The sequence below is a fragment of the Bradyrhizobium sp. WU425 genome, assembly GCF_021052305.1.
GTDB lineage: Bacteria > Pseudomonadota > Alphaproteobacteria > Rhizobiales > Xanthobacteraceae > Bradyrhizobium > Bradyrhizobium canariense_D.
Genome location: NZ_CP088089.1, coordinates 3,299,067 through 3,313,750, shown reverse-complemented (window position 1 = coordinate 3,313,750; position 14,684 = coordinate 3,299,067). Strand labels below are relative to the sequence as shown.

The window sequence follows — 14,684 nt, the reverse complement described above, 5'->3', positions numbered from 1 at the left end:
TCATTTCACACAGTGAAACGATATTTTGATTTCTTGACCCCCCTTCCTGCCCGTGTGACACCTCGTTGCGGCGGCTGCCGGCTGCCCAATGACACAGGGAAAAGGGGAGGCCGAAGTGCGGACATCCGCGAGAATTTGGGCTGCCGCGATGGCATGCCTGACGATGGCCGCTTCTGAAACGGCTTTGGCCGAAGCCTGGCCGACCCGGGCAATCAGGATCGTCGTCTCCACGCCGGCAGGCGGCATCACCGATGCCTTCGCCCGCGCCTATGGCGACTATATCTCGCAGAAGCTTGGCCAGCCGGTCATTGTCGAAAACAAAACCGGAGCCAGCGGTGCGCTGGCGGCACAGTCGGTGAAGGATTCCCCGGCCGACGGCTACACGCTGATGTACACGATCTCGTCCACCTTGCTCGGTAACCGGCTGTTGTTGAAATCGCTGGCCTATGATCCGGACAAGGATTTCACGATCGTCGCCATGACGCCTTCGGGGCATCTGCCGCTGGTGGTCCATTCCGCCACCAATGCAAAGACGATCGAAGAGTTCGTCGCGTACGCACGTGGCAACAAGGTCACGGCCGGCTCGTACGGCATCGGCTCGTTCGCACATATTGCGATCGCCGAGCTCAACCGGCAATTCGGTCTCGACATTTCCATCGTGCATTACCGCGGCGAAGCGCCGATGTGGCAGGATTTGGCCGCCGGGGTGATCCAGGCGGCGGTCGGCAGCTATCAGGCCGCGCTGCCGGTGCTCGATACCGGCATCGGCCGCCCGATTGCCGTGCCGACACCGGTGCGCATGAAGAAGCTGCCCGAGACCAGGACATTTGCTGAGCAAGGGGTCACGGGCAATGTCTTCCAGCTCATCAGTTTTACCGCGCTGGTGGCGCCCGCTGCGATACCGGCAGACCGGATCGACATGCTCGCCAAGCTGATGGTCGAAGGCGGCAAGACGGAGCGCGTGCAGAAGCTGCTCGATGCCTTCGGCGTCGACCAGCCGGCCATGGATCGCGCATCCTCGATTGCGCTCTACGAAAAGGAAGGGCCGGTCTGGCTCGAGTCGATCAAGACTCTCGGGTTGGAGCCGCAATAGCCGTCGCCGCGCCCAGCCGGGTGCGGACACCTCCTGGAGGTCAGACCCCGAGCACGTCCGCGAGCCGCAACTCGTCGGCGGCGGGATCCTTCAGGAACAGCTCGGCCTCGATCTCGTTCAGATGCGACAACATCTGCGCGCGCGCGGCCTCCCTGTCGCATTTGCGGATCGCGGAGACGATTCCGGCGTGATGATCGGTGCCGCAGGCCGGCGTGTCGTGCCGGCGGTAGAGCAGGATGATCAGCGAGGAGCGCGCGATCAGCTCCTTGAGAAAACCAAGATAGATGCTGTGGCCACTCATCTCGGCGACGAGTCGATGGAAGTCGCCGGAGAGGCGGACCGAAGCACGCGCATCGCCACGCAGCTCCGCCTCGCGCTCCTCGGCAAGATGCCGCTGGAGACGCCCGATCCAGGCCGGCGACACCGCGTCAACGGCGTGATCGACGATTGTCGGCTCGATCAGGCGGCGCGCCTCGAACACTTCGCGGGCGTCCGCAGGCGTCGGCCGCGCGACGAAGGCGCCGCGGTTCTTCTCGATGTTGACGATGCCTTCATGCGCGAGCTGTTGCAGCGCGGTGCGAACCAGCGTTCGGCTTGCTCCGTAGATCTCGCCGATCTCGTCCTCGCCGAGTTTCGTGCCGGGCAACAGGCGATGCTCGAGGATCGCCGCAGTCACACCTTCCCGGATGCGGCTGACGCGATCGCTCGCATCTGGCGCGTCGGATTTCTGTCGGGACTTGACGGCCATGGGGGTGAGGACTCGATCGTCGACGAGGGCGTTGAATCCTAATCGACCAGCTGTATCCAATCACAGGCGAAACTTTATACAATCCGCGCCTGTTTTGTGTGCACGCAACTGCGAAGGCAGCGAACCGCCCAAGCCCGTGGGATTCGATCTAACGATCTGACTCCGCTGCACTGTTTTGGAATTCGGCCGGCCGAGAACGATTCAAGCGCGATTGGCATGGACCTTGCGGAGAGAGGCGCAGCATCGCCCTCGCCCCGGACACGCCATGGCCACTCCCGCCGCCCTCGAACTGGTCGCCGTCACCAAGCGCTACGACACGACGCTGGCGGTCGACACCGTCAATTTGAAGATCCCGGCCGGCACCTATTGTTGCCTGCTCGGCCCCTCCGGCTGCGGCAAGACCTCGACCTTACGCATGATCGCCGGCCACGAGGCCGTCAGCGAAGGCGACATCATCCTGGGTCCGCAGAACGTCACGGATCTCGAACCCGCCAAGCGCGGCACGGCGATGATGTTCCAGTCCTACGCGCTGTTTCCGCACCTCACCGTGCTCGACAACGTGGCGTTTGCCCTGAAAATGCGCGGCATCGACCGGGCGACGCGGCACAAGCGCGCCGGCGAGTTGCTCGAGCTGGTGGCGATGACGCCCTATGCGGCCCGCCTCCCCGCACAGCTGTCCGGCGGCCAGCAGCAGCGCGTCGCACTCGCCCGCGCGCTGATCACCGAGCCGCAGATCCTGTTGCTCGACGAGCCGCTCTCGGCACTCGATCCGTTCCTGCGGGTTAGGATGCGCGGCGAATTGAAGCGGCTACAGCGCGAACTCGGCATCAGCTTCGTTCAGGTCACGCACGGCCAGGAAGAGGCGATGGCGCTGGCCGACCACATCGTGGTGATGAACCAGGGCAGGATCGAACAGCAGGGAAGCGCCCGCGACATCTTCCATCACCCCCGCACCGAATTCGTGGCGCGCTTCATCGGCGGTCACAACGTCCTCAGCGACGCAGGCAAACTCATCGCCGTGCGCGCCGATCAGCTCGGCATCGCGCCGTTCACTGACGGCGCCTTCGGCGCGCCCGCGCTACTGACCCAGACCGAGTACCAGGGCTCCTACATCGCCGTCTCGCTCACGCTCGACGACGGGACCGCCCTTTTTTCCCACCTTCCCGAGGCCGCCTTCGACGTCCACCAGTTCCGGCCGGGCGATCGCGTGCTGGCCATCTGGGATCCCGCCAAGGCGCAACGTCTGCAATAGCGCCGATCAATCACCGGAATGCGCAACAGAGGAGTGAGTGATATGACCGAAACGACCAGGAAGAAGGGCCTTAGCCGCCGCACGCTACTGAAGAGCACCGCGGGTCTCGCCGGACTTGCCGCGGGCTCCGGCGCCATCACAGGCTTTCCCTATGTAATGTCGGCCGAGCCGAAGGTGCTGCGCTATCTCGGCACCGCAGTGAACGAGGGTGACGAGATCTCCAAGCAGTGCCTGAAGGACACCGGCATCAAGATCGAATATATCACCGCGACCACCGACGACGTCACCAAGCGCGTGATGACCCAGCCGAATTCCTTCGACGTGCTGGACACCGAATATTTCGCGCTAAAGAAGATCGTGCCGTCGGGCAACATCCTTGCCCTCGACGCGAGGAAGATCAAGGAATTCGACAACATCACGCCGGTCTTCACCAAGGGCGTCACGCCCGGCGGCAAGAAGATCGGCGGCCAGGGCACCGCACCCTGGAAGGTGCTCTATCTCGAAGGCAAGGACTCCAAGAAGTTCGCGACGTCTGCCACCGAGTTCGTCACGCTGATCCCGACCGTCTACAACGCCGACACGCTCGGCATTCGCCCCGATATCATCAAGCGTCCGATCAGCTCGTGGGCCGAGCTGCTCAACCCCGAGTTCAAGGGCAAGGCCTCGATCCTCAACATCCCCTCGATCGGCATCATGGATGCCGCGATGGTCGTGGAAGCCACCGGCAAGTACAAATATGCCGACAAGGGCAACATGACCAAGGAAGAGATCGATCTCACCATGAAGGTGATGACCGAGGCCAAGAAGGCGGGCCAGTTCCGCGCCTTCTGGAAAGACTTCAACGAGAGCGTCAACCTGATGGCCTCGGGCGAGACCGTGATCCAGTCGATGTGGTCGCCGGCGGTGACGAAGGTCCGCTCGATGGGGATTGCCTGCACCTTCCAGCCGCTCAAGGAAGGCTATCGCTCCTGGGCCTCCGGCTTCTGCGTCTCCAAGGGCGTCTCGGGTGCGAAGCTCGAATGGGCCTATGAGTTCGTCAACTGGTTCCTGTCCGGCTATGCCGGCGCCTATCTCAACCGCCAGGGCTACTACTCGGCCGTGCTCTCCACCGCGAAGGCGCATATGGAGCCTTACGAGTGGGCCTATTGGATGGAAGGCAAGGCGGCCGAGAAGGACATCAAGGCGCCCGACGGCTCGCTGCTCGAGAAGGCTGGCGCCGTGCGCGACGGCGGCTCCTACGAGGACCGCATGGGCGGCGTCGCGTGCTGGAACGCCGTGATGGACGAGAACGACTACATGGTCCGCAAGTGGAACGAGTTCATCGCGGCGTAATCTGATGGACACGTCGGAGGACATTTTGCAACAGGCATCTCCGGACCTGGTCCGGGGATCGGAGACGGCGCGCCGCAGCAAAGCGGCGCGGCTGTCACCCTCCTTCATCTCCTGGCTCCAGGCCGGGCCGATGATGCTGGTGTTCCTCGCCTTCTTCCTGATCCCGCTCGTCTTCGTCGTCATCGTCTCGTTCTGGGACTACAACGAATACCAGTTGCTGCCGGCCTTCTCGGGCCGCGGCTACACCGACACGTTCGAGGGCTGCATCGCGCAGCTCCCCGATCTCTGCACGATCGCCAAGACTTATCTGAAGACGCTGAAGCTTTGTTTCATCGCGTGGGTCATCACACTCTTCATCGGCTTCTGGGTCGCCTACTTCCTCGCCTTTCACGTCAAGTCGAAAACTTGGCAGATGGGACTGTCGCTGCTCTGCACGATCCCGTTCTGGACCTCCAACGTGATCCGCATGATCGCCTGGATTCCGCTGCTCGGGCGCAATGGCCTTGTCAACTCAGGCTTGGTGAAGACGGGGCTGATCAACCATCCCGTTGAATGGCTGCTGTTCTCCGAATTCTCCGTGGTGCTGGCGCTGGTGCACCTCTTCACCTTCTTCATGGTGGTGCCGATCTTCAACTCAATGGTTCGCATCGACAAATCGCTCATCGAGGCCGCCTATGACGCCGGGGCGACCGGTTTCCAGACGCTCGTCAACGTCATCATTCCCCTGGCAAAACCCGGCATCGTGATCGGCTCGATCTTCGTCATCACCATCGTGATGGGCGACTTCATCACCATCGGCGTGATGGGCGGGCAGCAGATCGCGGCCGCCGGCAAGATCATCGAGACGCGGGTGAATGCGCTGCAATTCCCGGCAGCAGCGGCCAATGCCGTGATCCTGCTCGTCATCACGTTCCTGATCATCACCATGATGTCGCGTATCGTCGACATCAAGAAGGAGCTCTAGAGCATGAAGGAAGGACGCCCGCGCTCTTTCTACGTGCTCGCGATCTTCTTCGCGGCCTACACGCTGTTCCTCTACGGCCCGATGATCGCGATCTATGTGCTGTCGTTCCAGGGACCGCAGGGCGGCCTCACCTTCCCGATGAACGGTGTATCGACTTTCTGGATCGCAAAATTGTTCCAGGGCACCGGCATCGTCGATCTCGGCGCCGCCTTCCGCCGTTCGCTGCTGCTTGGCATTATCGTGATGATCGTCACCGTCGTGCTGTCGGTCGCAGCGGGCATGGCGTTTCGCCGCAAGTTCAAGGCGCAAAGCATCCTGTTCTACTCCGCGATCGCGAGCCTCATCGTGCCCTCGATCATCACCTCGCTCGGCATCTCGCTTGAATTCCGCATCATCGACGATCTGATCAAGGCGCATTGGAACGAGAATTTCGAGACCTCGATGGGTCTGCTCACCTCGGGCCTCGGTGCACATCTGACCTGGACGCTGCCGTTCGGCCTTCTCATCATGTTCGCGATCTTCAATCGCTTCGATCCCAGGCTCGAGGAAGCCGCGCGCGATCTCGGTGCGACACCGTGGCAGGCGTTCCGTCATGTCGTGCTGCCGATCATCCTGCCCTCCGTGATCGGCATTGGACTGTTCGGCTTCACACTGTCCTGGGACGAACTCGCGCGTTCCAGCCAGGCGATCGGGGCGGTGAACACGCTGCCTCTCGATCTCCAGGGCCTCACCACCACCGTGACGAACCCCGACATCTATGCGCTCGGCACCGTGATCTCGGCCGTCTCGTTCACGGTGATCGCGCTTGCGCTTGGCACCATCCACATGCTCAACAAGCGACAGGCGGCCAAAGGCTCGGACGCCGGCAAAGGGCTTGTCTGAGAAGGGGCTTGTCTGATCCGATGCGGCTTCACGTCGTCAATCCCAACACCACTGCGTCCATGACGGTGAAGATCGCCGCTGCCGCGCGCGCGGTCGCCCTGCCCGACACCGTGATCGATGCGCGCCAGCCCACGATGGGCCCGGTCTCGATCGAGGGATTTTACGACGAGGCGTTCGCGGTGCCGGGCATGCTCGGCTGCATCCGCGAGGCCGACCGCGACGGCGCGGATGCGCATGTCATCGCCTGCTTCGACGACACCGGCCTCGACGCCGCGCGCGCTGCGGCAAGGGCACCAGTGATCGGCATTGGCGAGGCCGGCTTCCACATGGCGAGCCTGATTGCCGCGCGCTTCGCCGTGGTGACGACGCTCGGTGTCTCCATCGTGCCGATCGAGCATAATTTGCGGAAATACGGCCTCGCCGAACGCTGCGCGCGCGTCCGCGCCGCCGAGGTGCCGGTGCTCGCGCTCGAGGAGCGCAACACCGATGCGCTCGCAAAAATCTCTACGGAAATCACGGCCGCGATCCGCGACGATCGCGCAGAGGCCATCGTGCTCGGTTGCGCCGGCATGGCCGATCTCGCCAATGAACTCGCCGCCACACACAGCCTGCCCGTGATCGACGGCGTCGCCGCCGCGGTGACCTTGGCAGAATCACTGGTGCGACTGGGACTGAAGACCTCCCGGCTCGGGCCCTACGCGGCGCCGCGCTCGAAGACCTATTCCGGTCCGTTTTCGCTGTTTCAGCCCTGATCTCTGCCTCTGACGGGGGCACGGATGCCCTAAGGCATCCTGATTGTTGGTTTTTTTGCTCTTAGCCTCTTTTTGGTCCCATTCCTTGCCGACACGTAACGCTTTCGGGACGCCCCGGTAACCTCAGGTTGCCGGTCTTCGCCACTCACCAAGTTTCAATTTGGGTTTTGTCAGCGATGATCGATCTCGCAGAGGACACACGGTCCCATCCCCTCCTTCGCCTTGGCGCCCAGCCTATCGCGCTGACCGCCGCCGCGCTCCTGCTCCTGATCGCGGGGGTGACCTCGATCGCGATCTGGCGTGCCTATACCGGTGCGGCCCCTGAGACCGACCGGGTGGTGGCGTCGCGGCAGCTGCAGGCTCGCACCGCACAGGCATCCGAGCAGCTGGTCGAGAAGACCAAGGGGCTGGAGGCAACCCAGCAGGAATCGATTGACCAGCTCCAGGTCGTGCAAGACCAGCTCCAGAGTGTGAAGCGCTTGCTCGCATTCCAGCAGGCCGACACCAAGCGTCTGTCCGAGCAGGTCACGACACTCAACGAGTCCATCGATGGCCTGCGGCAATCCTTTGCCAGCGCCCGGGCGAGCGAGGCGGAGACTCCCTCAGTTACCCGCAGGAAACCTGCACGGCATCGTGTCCATGCCAGTGCACGCAAGCGCTCGCGCGGCTGAGCAGCCGGCGCCGCCACCCTTAAATTTTTGGACTTGTGAACTGGATCACATTCGCCCGTGTGATTCCAAGCGATGCTCGCCGTTACCGGATGGCGTGAGCCGATTTCAATGTCCGGGGCTGGCAAGGTCGTTGACGGTATATTGCGTCAACGGCCTTGTTTTTTGACGGGTACCGCCGCCTATTCGCAGACATCCACGGGGCGGATGCGCCAGCCCGCTGGCGTCATGACGCGCTTCCGCACAACGTAGCAGCCGCCATAACCGCCATCATCGTATCCGGTACCATAGTAATATGGATTGCCGTAATACGGTTGGCCGTAGCCGTAATACCCGCCGTAGTAACCTGCGCCGGCGATACCGGCACCGATGGCGACGCCTGGCCAGAAGCCACCGCCATGCCAGTGGCCGCCATGACCCCAGCCGCCACCATGGCCCCAGCCACCGCCGCCATGACCCCAGCCGCCGTGACCGCCCGCTTGTGCCGCCTGCGGCATCGACGACCCAACCGCCACCACAGCCAGCGCCGTCAACATCATCTTCCGTAACATCACTCGATCCTCTGCGTGGATACCCTCCACGCTCCAAAGCAGGACCAAGCTAATCGGCTTGAGGCGTTCCTGACAGCCTCACTGTCTCACTTCCCCGCGAGCGTCAGCAGCCGCGGCAGATGCTCTTGAGCTTCTTGTCGAGCAGCCGGTTCTCGGCGTTGACGGCGGCGTCGGTGGACCCACCTGCGCCGGTCCCAGTGGTGACGCCGGGTGCATTCGCACCGGACGATTGGGCGGTCCCCAGACTGTTGGTGCCTGGCGCGGGAGCCGGAGAATTGGCGACACCTCCGGCCGATCCTGTGGAGCCGCCGGTGGCTTGCGCGAACGATGCGGCCGGCACCGCGACAAGGGCGAAGATCACGATCGCGGTCTTGATTGAACGGGCTATAGGCAATCTGGCCATTGAAATTCTCCTTCGCCGATCAACCGCCGCAGCAAGGACCGGTTCCGGAACAAATGCCGTCGCATCAGCTTGAAACCGGGAAGGCGGGCACGATCACGCGCAAGCTGATCTTCTGCTCCGCAAACAGAAAGGCGCAGTCACGATGAACGATCGCGATGCTTTTGCAGAAGGCGAACGCGCGGCGCGTAAAAACATTCGGCGGAAGCCAATCCGTACCAGGACGGTAGCGATGAGGATGCCCTATGGTCCGCGGGGCACGAGAAGGTCGCAAGCGCAATAGAAGCGCGCGAGTCCGAAGGAAGCTGAGTTCACCCGATCCGCTTGAGGCCCTTTGTGAAGCGCGGTCCATTGGCGACGTAGAACTTCGCAGCACTCCCCATCTTCTGCACCTGAGCATCGTCGAGCGTGCGGATCACCCGCGCCGGCGAGCCGATGATCAGGGACCGTTCGGGAAACTCCTTGCCCTCGGTGATGACGGAGCCGGCGCCGACGATGCTGTTGCGCCCGATCCTGGCGCCGTTCATCACGATTGAGCCCATGCCGACGAGTGCGCCCTCCTCGATGGTGCAGCCGTGCAGGATGACGTTATGCCCGACCGTACAGTTCCTGCCGATCTGAAGCGGAAAACCGAGATCGGTGTGGCAGGTCGAGCCGTCCTGCACGTTGGCGCCCTCGCCGATCTCGATCCACTCATTGTCGCCGCGCAGCACCGCGCCGAACCAGACGCTCGCGCCCGGCTTCAGGCGCACGCGGCCGATCACGGTAGCGGTCTCCGCGATGAAGTAGTTGCCGTCGGCGGGAAGGTCGGGCGCCTGCCCGTCGAGCTCGTAGATCGCCATGAGGGTCTCCTGTCGCGTCAACCCCAGCCATAGCGAAACGGCGGCCTTGACGCAAAGGGCCGCCGCGCAGGCAGCCCTACAGCGCGCGCATCAGACCAGAACGCCGGCCGCGCGGAGCGTCATCAGGAAGAAGGTGCCGCTCATCATGCTCCAGAAGCCGGCGATGACGGTCGCCATCATCACGAATTCGACGCGGCGGCTCTCCACCTGCCTGCCGCGCAGAGTATTGCGCATGATGATGAAAGGCGCCGCGAACACCAGGAACGGAACCGCCGCGAAGGTCTTCGGCGCCACGCCGTCCTGCAACAGACCGAAGCCGGCCGGCCGCTGTGCGACCGTCTGGTATCCGCTCACGAGCGCTCCCGCGAGCGCGAAACCAATGCCGATCGAGAAGAATGTGTTGAGAGCTTCAGGTGTCATCGGAACAGTCCGCCCTTACGCAACGCGAGGTACCTTCCTGTGACAAAGAGTGCCGGTTAACGCTACATTATCCTTAAGGGAAGGTTAACGCCGCCAGCCGTTCCACGCAGGCCTCTCTCCCTTCCCTGCAGCCGGCCAACGCTCCGCGAAATCGCCACCACGTGGCATATTCGCCGCTGATTCGTCGGCCATCGGCCGACTTCCGGCTCATTCGCGCGGCTCATGACGGTGTTTTCGGCAATTTCCCCTCAATCTCCCCGGGTGCGCACCCTGGCCCACGTCGTCCCGATCGTGCTCGGCGGCATTGCCGCGGTGTGCGCCGTCGCGCTCGTCGCCTATTTGTTGTGGCCGACCTGGGGGCCGAGCGGCGCGAACGCCCCAGACAAGCTGCCGGTGAGCGTCGGCGGCACGCTGTTCAACCTGCCGACCAACGCGATCCGCATGAAGATCCAGCGCCACTCCGGACCGCAGGAGCGGATCGATCTCGACTTCCTGTATCCTTCGCTGGAGCCGCCGGGCGCGCCGAAGCACGTCACCGCCGATAGCGTGGATGCGGCGATGCAGCCGATCGACCGCATCTTCCTGTCGATCGCCGCGCATCGCGATGCGCTCTCGCCCGAGCAGCGCACCGCCACGATTTATCCACGCTATCTCGACCAGGCCGCGGCAATGCCTCAGGACGGGCTGACGATGCGGATATTCCGCGCTGACACGCCTTACGGCACCGAGGATCTCTATTCTGCCGCAAGTCCCGCGCTGACCGCGCGCTGCACGCGCGATGGTGCGACGCCCGGCATGTGCCTCGCCGAACGCCGCGTCGGCGGCGCCGACCTCACCTTCCGCTTTCCGCGCAGCTGGCTGTCGCAGTGGCGCGATACGGCGGAAGCGATGGAGAAACTGACGGCGCAGCTGCGCGGCCCGAAGGGCTGAACGCGACCGCGCGACCTGCGCCTCCAAAACAAAAACTGCGAAAACAACCCCATGCACAGTAGCCAAGCTCCTGTAATGCTTCGTATTTTTCGAAGTCAGCTTCGCGCGTATGGTGTCAGGATGGGGCGGCGGTGAAGCTGTTGCTCGTCCTTGCGAGCGAAGCGAAGCAATCTCGGCTACATTGCCTTTTCATCTCAATGCACGATGCCGTGCTCGTCCGACTCACGGACCGAACCGGCAGGCATCCGCGACAGAGGTTAGTCATGATTCTCCGCAGAAGTGACGGTGTGTGGCTAAATGAACCGCAGCGATGGGCGGCAGAGGGTGATGACCTGCGGATCCTCACGGACAAGGCCACGGATTTCTGGCGCGAAACCCATTACGGCTTCAATCGCGATAGCGGACATTTCCTGGGCTTTCCGACAGGCGAAGCATTCACCGCAGATTTGCGTGTTCAGGGCGATTTCCGGGCGCTCTATGATCAGGCGGGCATCATGGTGCGCCTCGACGCGCATCATTGGGTCAAAGCCGGAATCGAATTGTCAGATGGCCGCGCTATGCTCGCGAGCGTGCTGACAAACGGGCAATCAGACTGGGCGACAGCACCCTATGAGCATAATGCCAGCGACTTCTGGGTCCGCGCGACCATCGCCAACGGTGTCCTTCGTCTGCAAGTTTCGGCCGACGGCAAATCCTGGCCCCTCATGCGGCTGGCGGCGTTTCCTAAAGCAAACTCCTACCTTGTGGGACCGATGGCCTGCACACCCGAACGGGCGGGGCTAGAAGTCGTATTCTCGACGTTTCGTCTGACACCTCCCCCCGGAAAAGACCTGCACGACCTGAGCTGAACATCACCCTTGCAGAAATATGTTCTTGCAAGAAAGCAAAGGCATGGAGCCGCGCCCGCGCGGCCCCGTTGAGCGAGACGATCGCCGAACTATTCCTGGTCGACGAGGTCGTCCTCGAGGATCGCCATCTGGAATTGGAACGAGCGATCATCGTCCTCGTCGTCGACGAAGAGCACACCGATGAATTCCTCGCCGATATAGACCTCGGCGGAATCATCCTTCTTTGGCCGCGGCACGACGCGGATCTTGGGATTGCCGAATACGCGCTTCAAATACGCGTCGAGCTTCCTAACTTCCTTGACGTCCACGGCAAGTCTCCAATCGAAATCTGGGTTGGCGCGGGTTTTAGGACGAGACGCGACCAACCGCCAGCATGAATTGCCAAAGAATTTTTGGACGAAAGGGGCGGAAAATCCGCCCCTTCCGACAAGCTCGAAGGCCCGCCTCAGAGGCCCATCTCAGAGTCCCATGGCGTTGATCATCTGATCCATGGTGCGCGACGGCTCGGCGCAGCCAGCTTCGCCGACGACCTTGGCAGGCACGCCTGCGACCGTCACGTTGTGCGGCACCGGTTTGACCACGACCGAGCCCGCCGCGATGCGCGCGCAATGACCAATTTCAATGTTGCCGAGGATCTTCGCGCCGGCGCCGATCAGGACGCCGTGGCGGATTTTCGGATGGCGGTCCTCGTTCTCCTTGCCGGTGCCGCCGAGCGTAACGCCATGCAGGATCGAGACGTCGTCCTCGATCAGCGCAGTCTCACCGCAGACGAAGCCGGTGGCGTGGTCGAGGAAGATGCCGCGGCCGATGCGCGCGGCGGGATTGATGTCGGTCTGGAATACCGCAGACGCCCGGCTCTGCAGATAATACGCAAAATCCTTGCGGCCCTTCAGATAGAGCCAATGCGCGAGGCGGTGGGTCTGGATGGCGTGAAAGCCCTTGAAATAGAGCAAGGGATCGATGAAGCGCGAGGTCGCGGGGTCGCGATCGTAGACGGCGACGAGATCGGCGCGGAAGGCGTTGCCGAGATCGGGATCGTCGCGCAGCGCCTCGTCATAGGTCTGGCGCACGAGATCGCCCGACAGCGCGGAATGATCGAGCCGGTCGGCGACCCGATGGATCACCGCATCTTCCAGGCGGCTGTGATGCAGCACCGTCGAATAGATGAAGGTCGCAAGCTCCGGCTCGCGATGGACGATGTCCTCCGCTTCGCCGCGGATCCGATCCCAGATCGGATCAAGCGTTGCAAGCTTTCCTCCCGGATTGACCTGATGCACTGCCATGAGATCTGCTCTTTCGAATTGGCTCGTTTCACTGGTTCTATAACACAGTCTAGGCGACAAAGTCCTGACGGGCTTGCCTGAGAGTGAACAGTGCGTTGCCCGGCGGGGGCATGCCAACGCGTTGAATCACAACAGTTTCTTCCGACACCCCGGGCGGCAAGGTCGGCTCAAAATGGTCAGGGTTTCGCCAAATTCAAGCCGGGCGGCGTCAAACTATTGGTGAATTCCGCCTCAACGGTAATTGCGGGCATGGTCCGAGTGAGGACGGAGCGGATTTGACCATCACCACCGATCATGCGCGCGCGGGCGCCGCGGGCTCACTCTGGCTGCGGCTCGCCGCCATCGCCCTGCCGCTCCTGTTGATCGCGCCGGCATTCTGGAACCGCTATCCGCTGTTGCAATGGGATACCGGAGGCTATCTGGCGCGCTGGTACGAGGGCTATCTCGTCCCGAGCCGCTCCACCGTGTTCGGCATCTATCTGCACTATGGCGAAAGTTCAGGGTTCTGGATCAACCTCGCGGTCCAGTCGCTGGCCACGCTGTGGCTGTTGCAACTCACCTTGCGCGTGCTCTCGATGATGCAGACGTTCCGTTTCGTCGTGATCAGCCTGCTCCTGATCCTGTCGACTGCGCTGCCCTGGCTTGCGAGCATGCTGCTCACCGACATTTTTGCAGGCCTGTCGGTGCTGTCGCTATTCCTGCTGGTCGTCGGCGGGCAGCGGACCTCGGCGCTCGAAAAAATCTCGCTGTTCGTCTTCACGGCCTTTGCCGCCGCGACCCACAGCGCCACGCTCGGCGTGCTGCTCGGGCTCTGCATCGCCGGGTGGATGGCGCGGCCGTTGCTGGGGCCCCGGCTTCCGATCGCCGGATTGGCCCAAGCGAGCCTCACCATCCTCGCTGGCGGCCTGATGCTGGTGTCGGCGAACCATGCCTTGTCGGGCAAGTGGACATGGACGCCCGGCGGCACCGGCGTCGCCTTCGGCCGCATGATGCAGGACGGCATCGTTGCGCGTTATCTCAATGACCATTGCCCACGCGAAAAACTCAAGCTCTGCCCCTATCGCGACCAATTGCCGGCGAGCGCCGACGAATTCCTGTGGGGCAAGAGCATGTTCAACACGCTCGGCCGCTTCGAAGGCATGAACGACGAGATGGGCACCATCGTCGTGGGTTCGCTCGCCGACTATCCGGCTTGGCAGGCCGGCGCGGCCTTGCAGGCGCTGGGCCAGCAATTGCTGCATGTGGCGACCGGCGAAGGCACCAATGGCTGGATCCCGCACACCCGCGGCATCATCGAACGTTATGTCCCCTCGCAGGCCGCGCCGATGCGCGCCGCGCGCCAGCAGAATTGGGGACTCGATTTCGACACCATCAACTGGCTGCACGTTCCCGTCGCGCTGGCCTCGATGCTGGCGCTGGTCGCGCTGCTGGCGCATGCCCTCGCGAACCGCCGGCTCGACGACCTGACCTTGCTGGCGGCGACCATCACGCTGGCGCTGCTCGGCAACGCCTTCATCTGCGGCGTGATCTCCGGCCCGCACGACCGCTATGGCGCGCGGATGGTGTGGGTTGCGACCTTCACCGTGCTGATGGCGCTGGCGCGCCGCCTTGGGGAAGACAGCAAAGCGCGGTGAGATTGGGGTGAAGCGCCATCGTGCCTGGTTTCGTCCGAGCAGCGATCGCGTTTATCCAGTAAGACCAGCGCATCGTTGGTTCTCA

Annotated in this window: 17 protein-coding genes; 10 read left to right on the top strand and 7 right to left on the bottom strand. The window is 63.0% G+C overall.

Annotated features, from left to right (window positions below; genetic code table 11):
* The first annotated feature begins 163 nt into the window (after positions 1 to 163).
* Positions 164 to 1,093, top strand: coding sequence for a Bug family tripartite tricarboxylate transporter substrate binding protein (locus BcanWU425_RS15820; RefSeq protein WP_210350893.1), 930 nt, complete (start codon positions 164 to 166; stop codon positions 1,091 to 1,093).
* A gap of 40 nt (positions 1,094 to 1,133) precedes the next feature.
* On the opposite strand, the gene BcanWU425_RS15815 is transcribed toward BcanWU425_RS15820, so the two are convergent.
* Positions 1,134 to 1,841 (bottom strand): GntR family transcriptional regulator, encoded by a 708-nt coding sequence (locus BcanWU425_RS15815; RefSeq protein ID WP_204511599.1) that lies wholly within the window; start codon positions 1,839 to 1,841, stop codon positions 1,134 to 1,136.
* Positions 1,842 to 2,106: 265 nt separating this feature from the next.
* Here BcanWU425_RS15815 and BcanWU425_RS15810 point away from each other — a divergent pair, with 265 nt between their 5' ends.
* The 6 genes from BcanWU425_RS15810 to BcanWU425_RS15785 all read left to right on the top strand — a co-directional run bounded on the left by BcanWU425_RS15810 (position 2,107) and on the right by BcanWU425_RS15785 (position 7,694).
* Positions 2,107 to 3,093, top strand: a complete 987-nt coding sequence (locus tag BcanWU425_RS15810; protein ID WP_018455340.1) for an ABC transporter ATP-binding protein — start codon at positions 2,107 to 2,109, stop codon at positions 3,091 to 3,093.
* A gap of 42 nt (positions 3,094 to 3,135) precedes the next feature.
* Positions 3,136 to 4,425: an ABC transporter substrate-binding protein gene (locus BcanWU425_RS15805; protein ID WP_007602563.1), complete on the top strand. Its 1,290-nt coding sequence runs from the start codon at positions 3,136 to 3,138 to the stop codon at positions 4,423 to 4,425.
* 4 nt (positions 4,426 to 4,429) lie between these two features.
* Positions 4,430 to 5,389, top strand: a complete 960-nt coding sequence (locus tag BcanWU425_RS15800) for an ABC transporter permease (RefSeq protein WP_204511601.1) — start codon at positions 4,430 to 4,432, stop codon at positions 5,387 to 5,389.
* A gap of 3 nt (positions 5,390 to 5,392) precedes the next feature.
* A complete protein-coding gene (locus tag BcanWU425_RS15795; protein ID WP_085396140.1) occupies positions 5,393 to 6,271 on the top strand; it encodes an ABC transporter permease in 879 nt (292 codons plus the stop codon).
* 20 nt (positions 6,272 to 6,291) lie between these two features.
* Positions 6,292 to 7,023 (top strand): aspartate/glutamate racemase family protein, encoded by a 732-nt coding sequence (locus tag BcanWU425_RS15790; protein ID WP_085361723.1) that lies wholly within the window; start codon positions 6,292 to 6,294, stop codon positions 7,021 to 7,023.
* Positions 7,024 to 7,199: 176 nt separating this feature from the next.
* The gene (locus BcanWU425_RS15785; protein ID WP_085351116.1) at positions 7,200 to 7,694 is read left to right on the top strand and encodes a hypothetical protein; all 495 of its coding nucleotides are present in this window, start codon (positions 7,200 to 7,202) and stop codon (positions 7,692 to 7,694) included.
* A 179-nt stretch (positions 7,695 to 7,873) separates the two neighbouring features.
* Here the strand turns inward: BcanWU425_RS15785 and BcanWU425_RS15780 are convergent, their stop codons facing one another.
* The 4 genes from BcanWU425_RS15780 to BcanWU425_RS15765 form a co-directional block, all read right to left on the bottom strand.
* Positions 7,874 to 8,242, bottom strand: coding sequence for a hypothetical protein (locus tag BcanWU425_RS15780; protein ID WP_085351115.1), 369 nt, complete (start codon positions 8,240 to 8,242; stop codon positions 7,874 to 7,876).
* A gap of 103 nt (positions 8,243 to 8,345) precedes the next feature.
* The gene (locus BcanWU425_RS15775) at positions 8,346 to 8,645 is read right to left on the bottom strand and encodes a hypothetical protein (RefSeq protein ID WP_204511602.1); all 300 of its coding nucleotides are present in this window, start codon (positions 8,643 to 8,645) and stop codon (positions 8,346 to 8,348) included.
* Between the two features lie 308 nt (positions 8,646 to 8,953).
* Positions 8,954 to 9,484, bottom strand: a complete 531-nt coding sequence (locus BcanWU425_RS15770) for a gamma carbonic anhydrase family protein (protein ID WP_018455332.1) — start codon at positions 9,482 to 9,484, stop codon at positions 8,954 to 8,956.
* Between the two features lie 90 nt (positions 9,485 to 9,574).
* Complete coding sequence (locus tag BcanWU425_RS15765) at positions 9,575 to 9,904, bottom strand: DUF6949 family protein (protein ID WP_007602553.1); 330 nt, start codon at positions 9,902 to 9,904, stop codon at positions 9,575 to 9,577.
* Between the two features lie 222 nt (positions 9,905 to 10,126).
* Here BcanWU425_RS15765 and BcanWU425_RS15760 point away from each other — a divergent pair, with 222 nt between their 5' ends.
* Complete coding sequence (locus BcanWU425_RS15760; protein WP_026232926.1) at positions 10,127 to 10,834, top strand: hypothetical protein; 708 nt, start codon at positions 10,127 to 10,129, stop codon at positions 10,832 to 10,834.
* A 263-nt stretch (positions 10,835 to 11,097) separates the two neighbouring features.
* Positions 11,098 to 11,682, top strand: coding sequence for a DUF1349 domain-containing protein (locus tag BcanWU425_RS15755; protein WP_204511603.1), 585 nt, complete (start codon positions 11,098 to 11,100; stop codon positions 11,680 to 11,682).
* 89 nt (positions 11,683 to 11,771) lie between these two features.
* Here the strand turns inward: BcanWU425_RS15755 and BcanWU425_RS15750 are convergent, their stop codons facing one another.
* Entirely contained in the window at positions 11,772 to 11,990 is a 219-nt protein-coding gene (locus BcanWU425_RS15750) for a DUF3126 family protein (protein WP_007602550.1), read from the bottom strand.
* 150 nt (positions 11,991 to 12,140) lie between these two features.
* The gene (gene cysE / locus BcanWU425_RS15745; RefSeq protein WP_007602549.1) at positions 12,141 to 12,965 is read right to left on the bottom strand and encodes a serine O-acetyltransferase; all 825 of its coding nucleotides are present in this window, start codon (positions 12,963 to 12,965) and stop codon (positions 12,141 to 12,143) included.
* 275 nt (positions 12,966 to 13,240) lie between these two features.
* Here cysE and BcanWU425_RS15740 point away from each other — a divergent pair, with 275 nt between their 5' ends.
* Positions 13,241 to 14,599 carry a hypothetical protein gene (locus BcanWU425_RS15740; protein ID WP_204511604.1) on the top strand — a complete coding sequence of 453 codons (1,359 nt, stop codon included), beginning with the start codon at positions 13,241 to 13,243 and terminating at the stop codon, positions 14,597 to 14,599.
* The last annotated feature ends 85 nt before the right edge of the window (positions 14,600 to 14,684 follow it).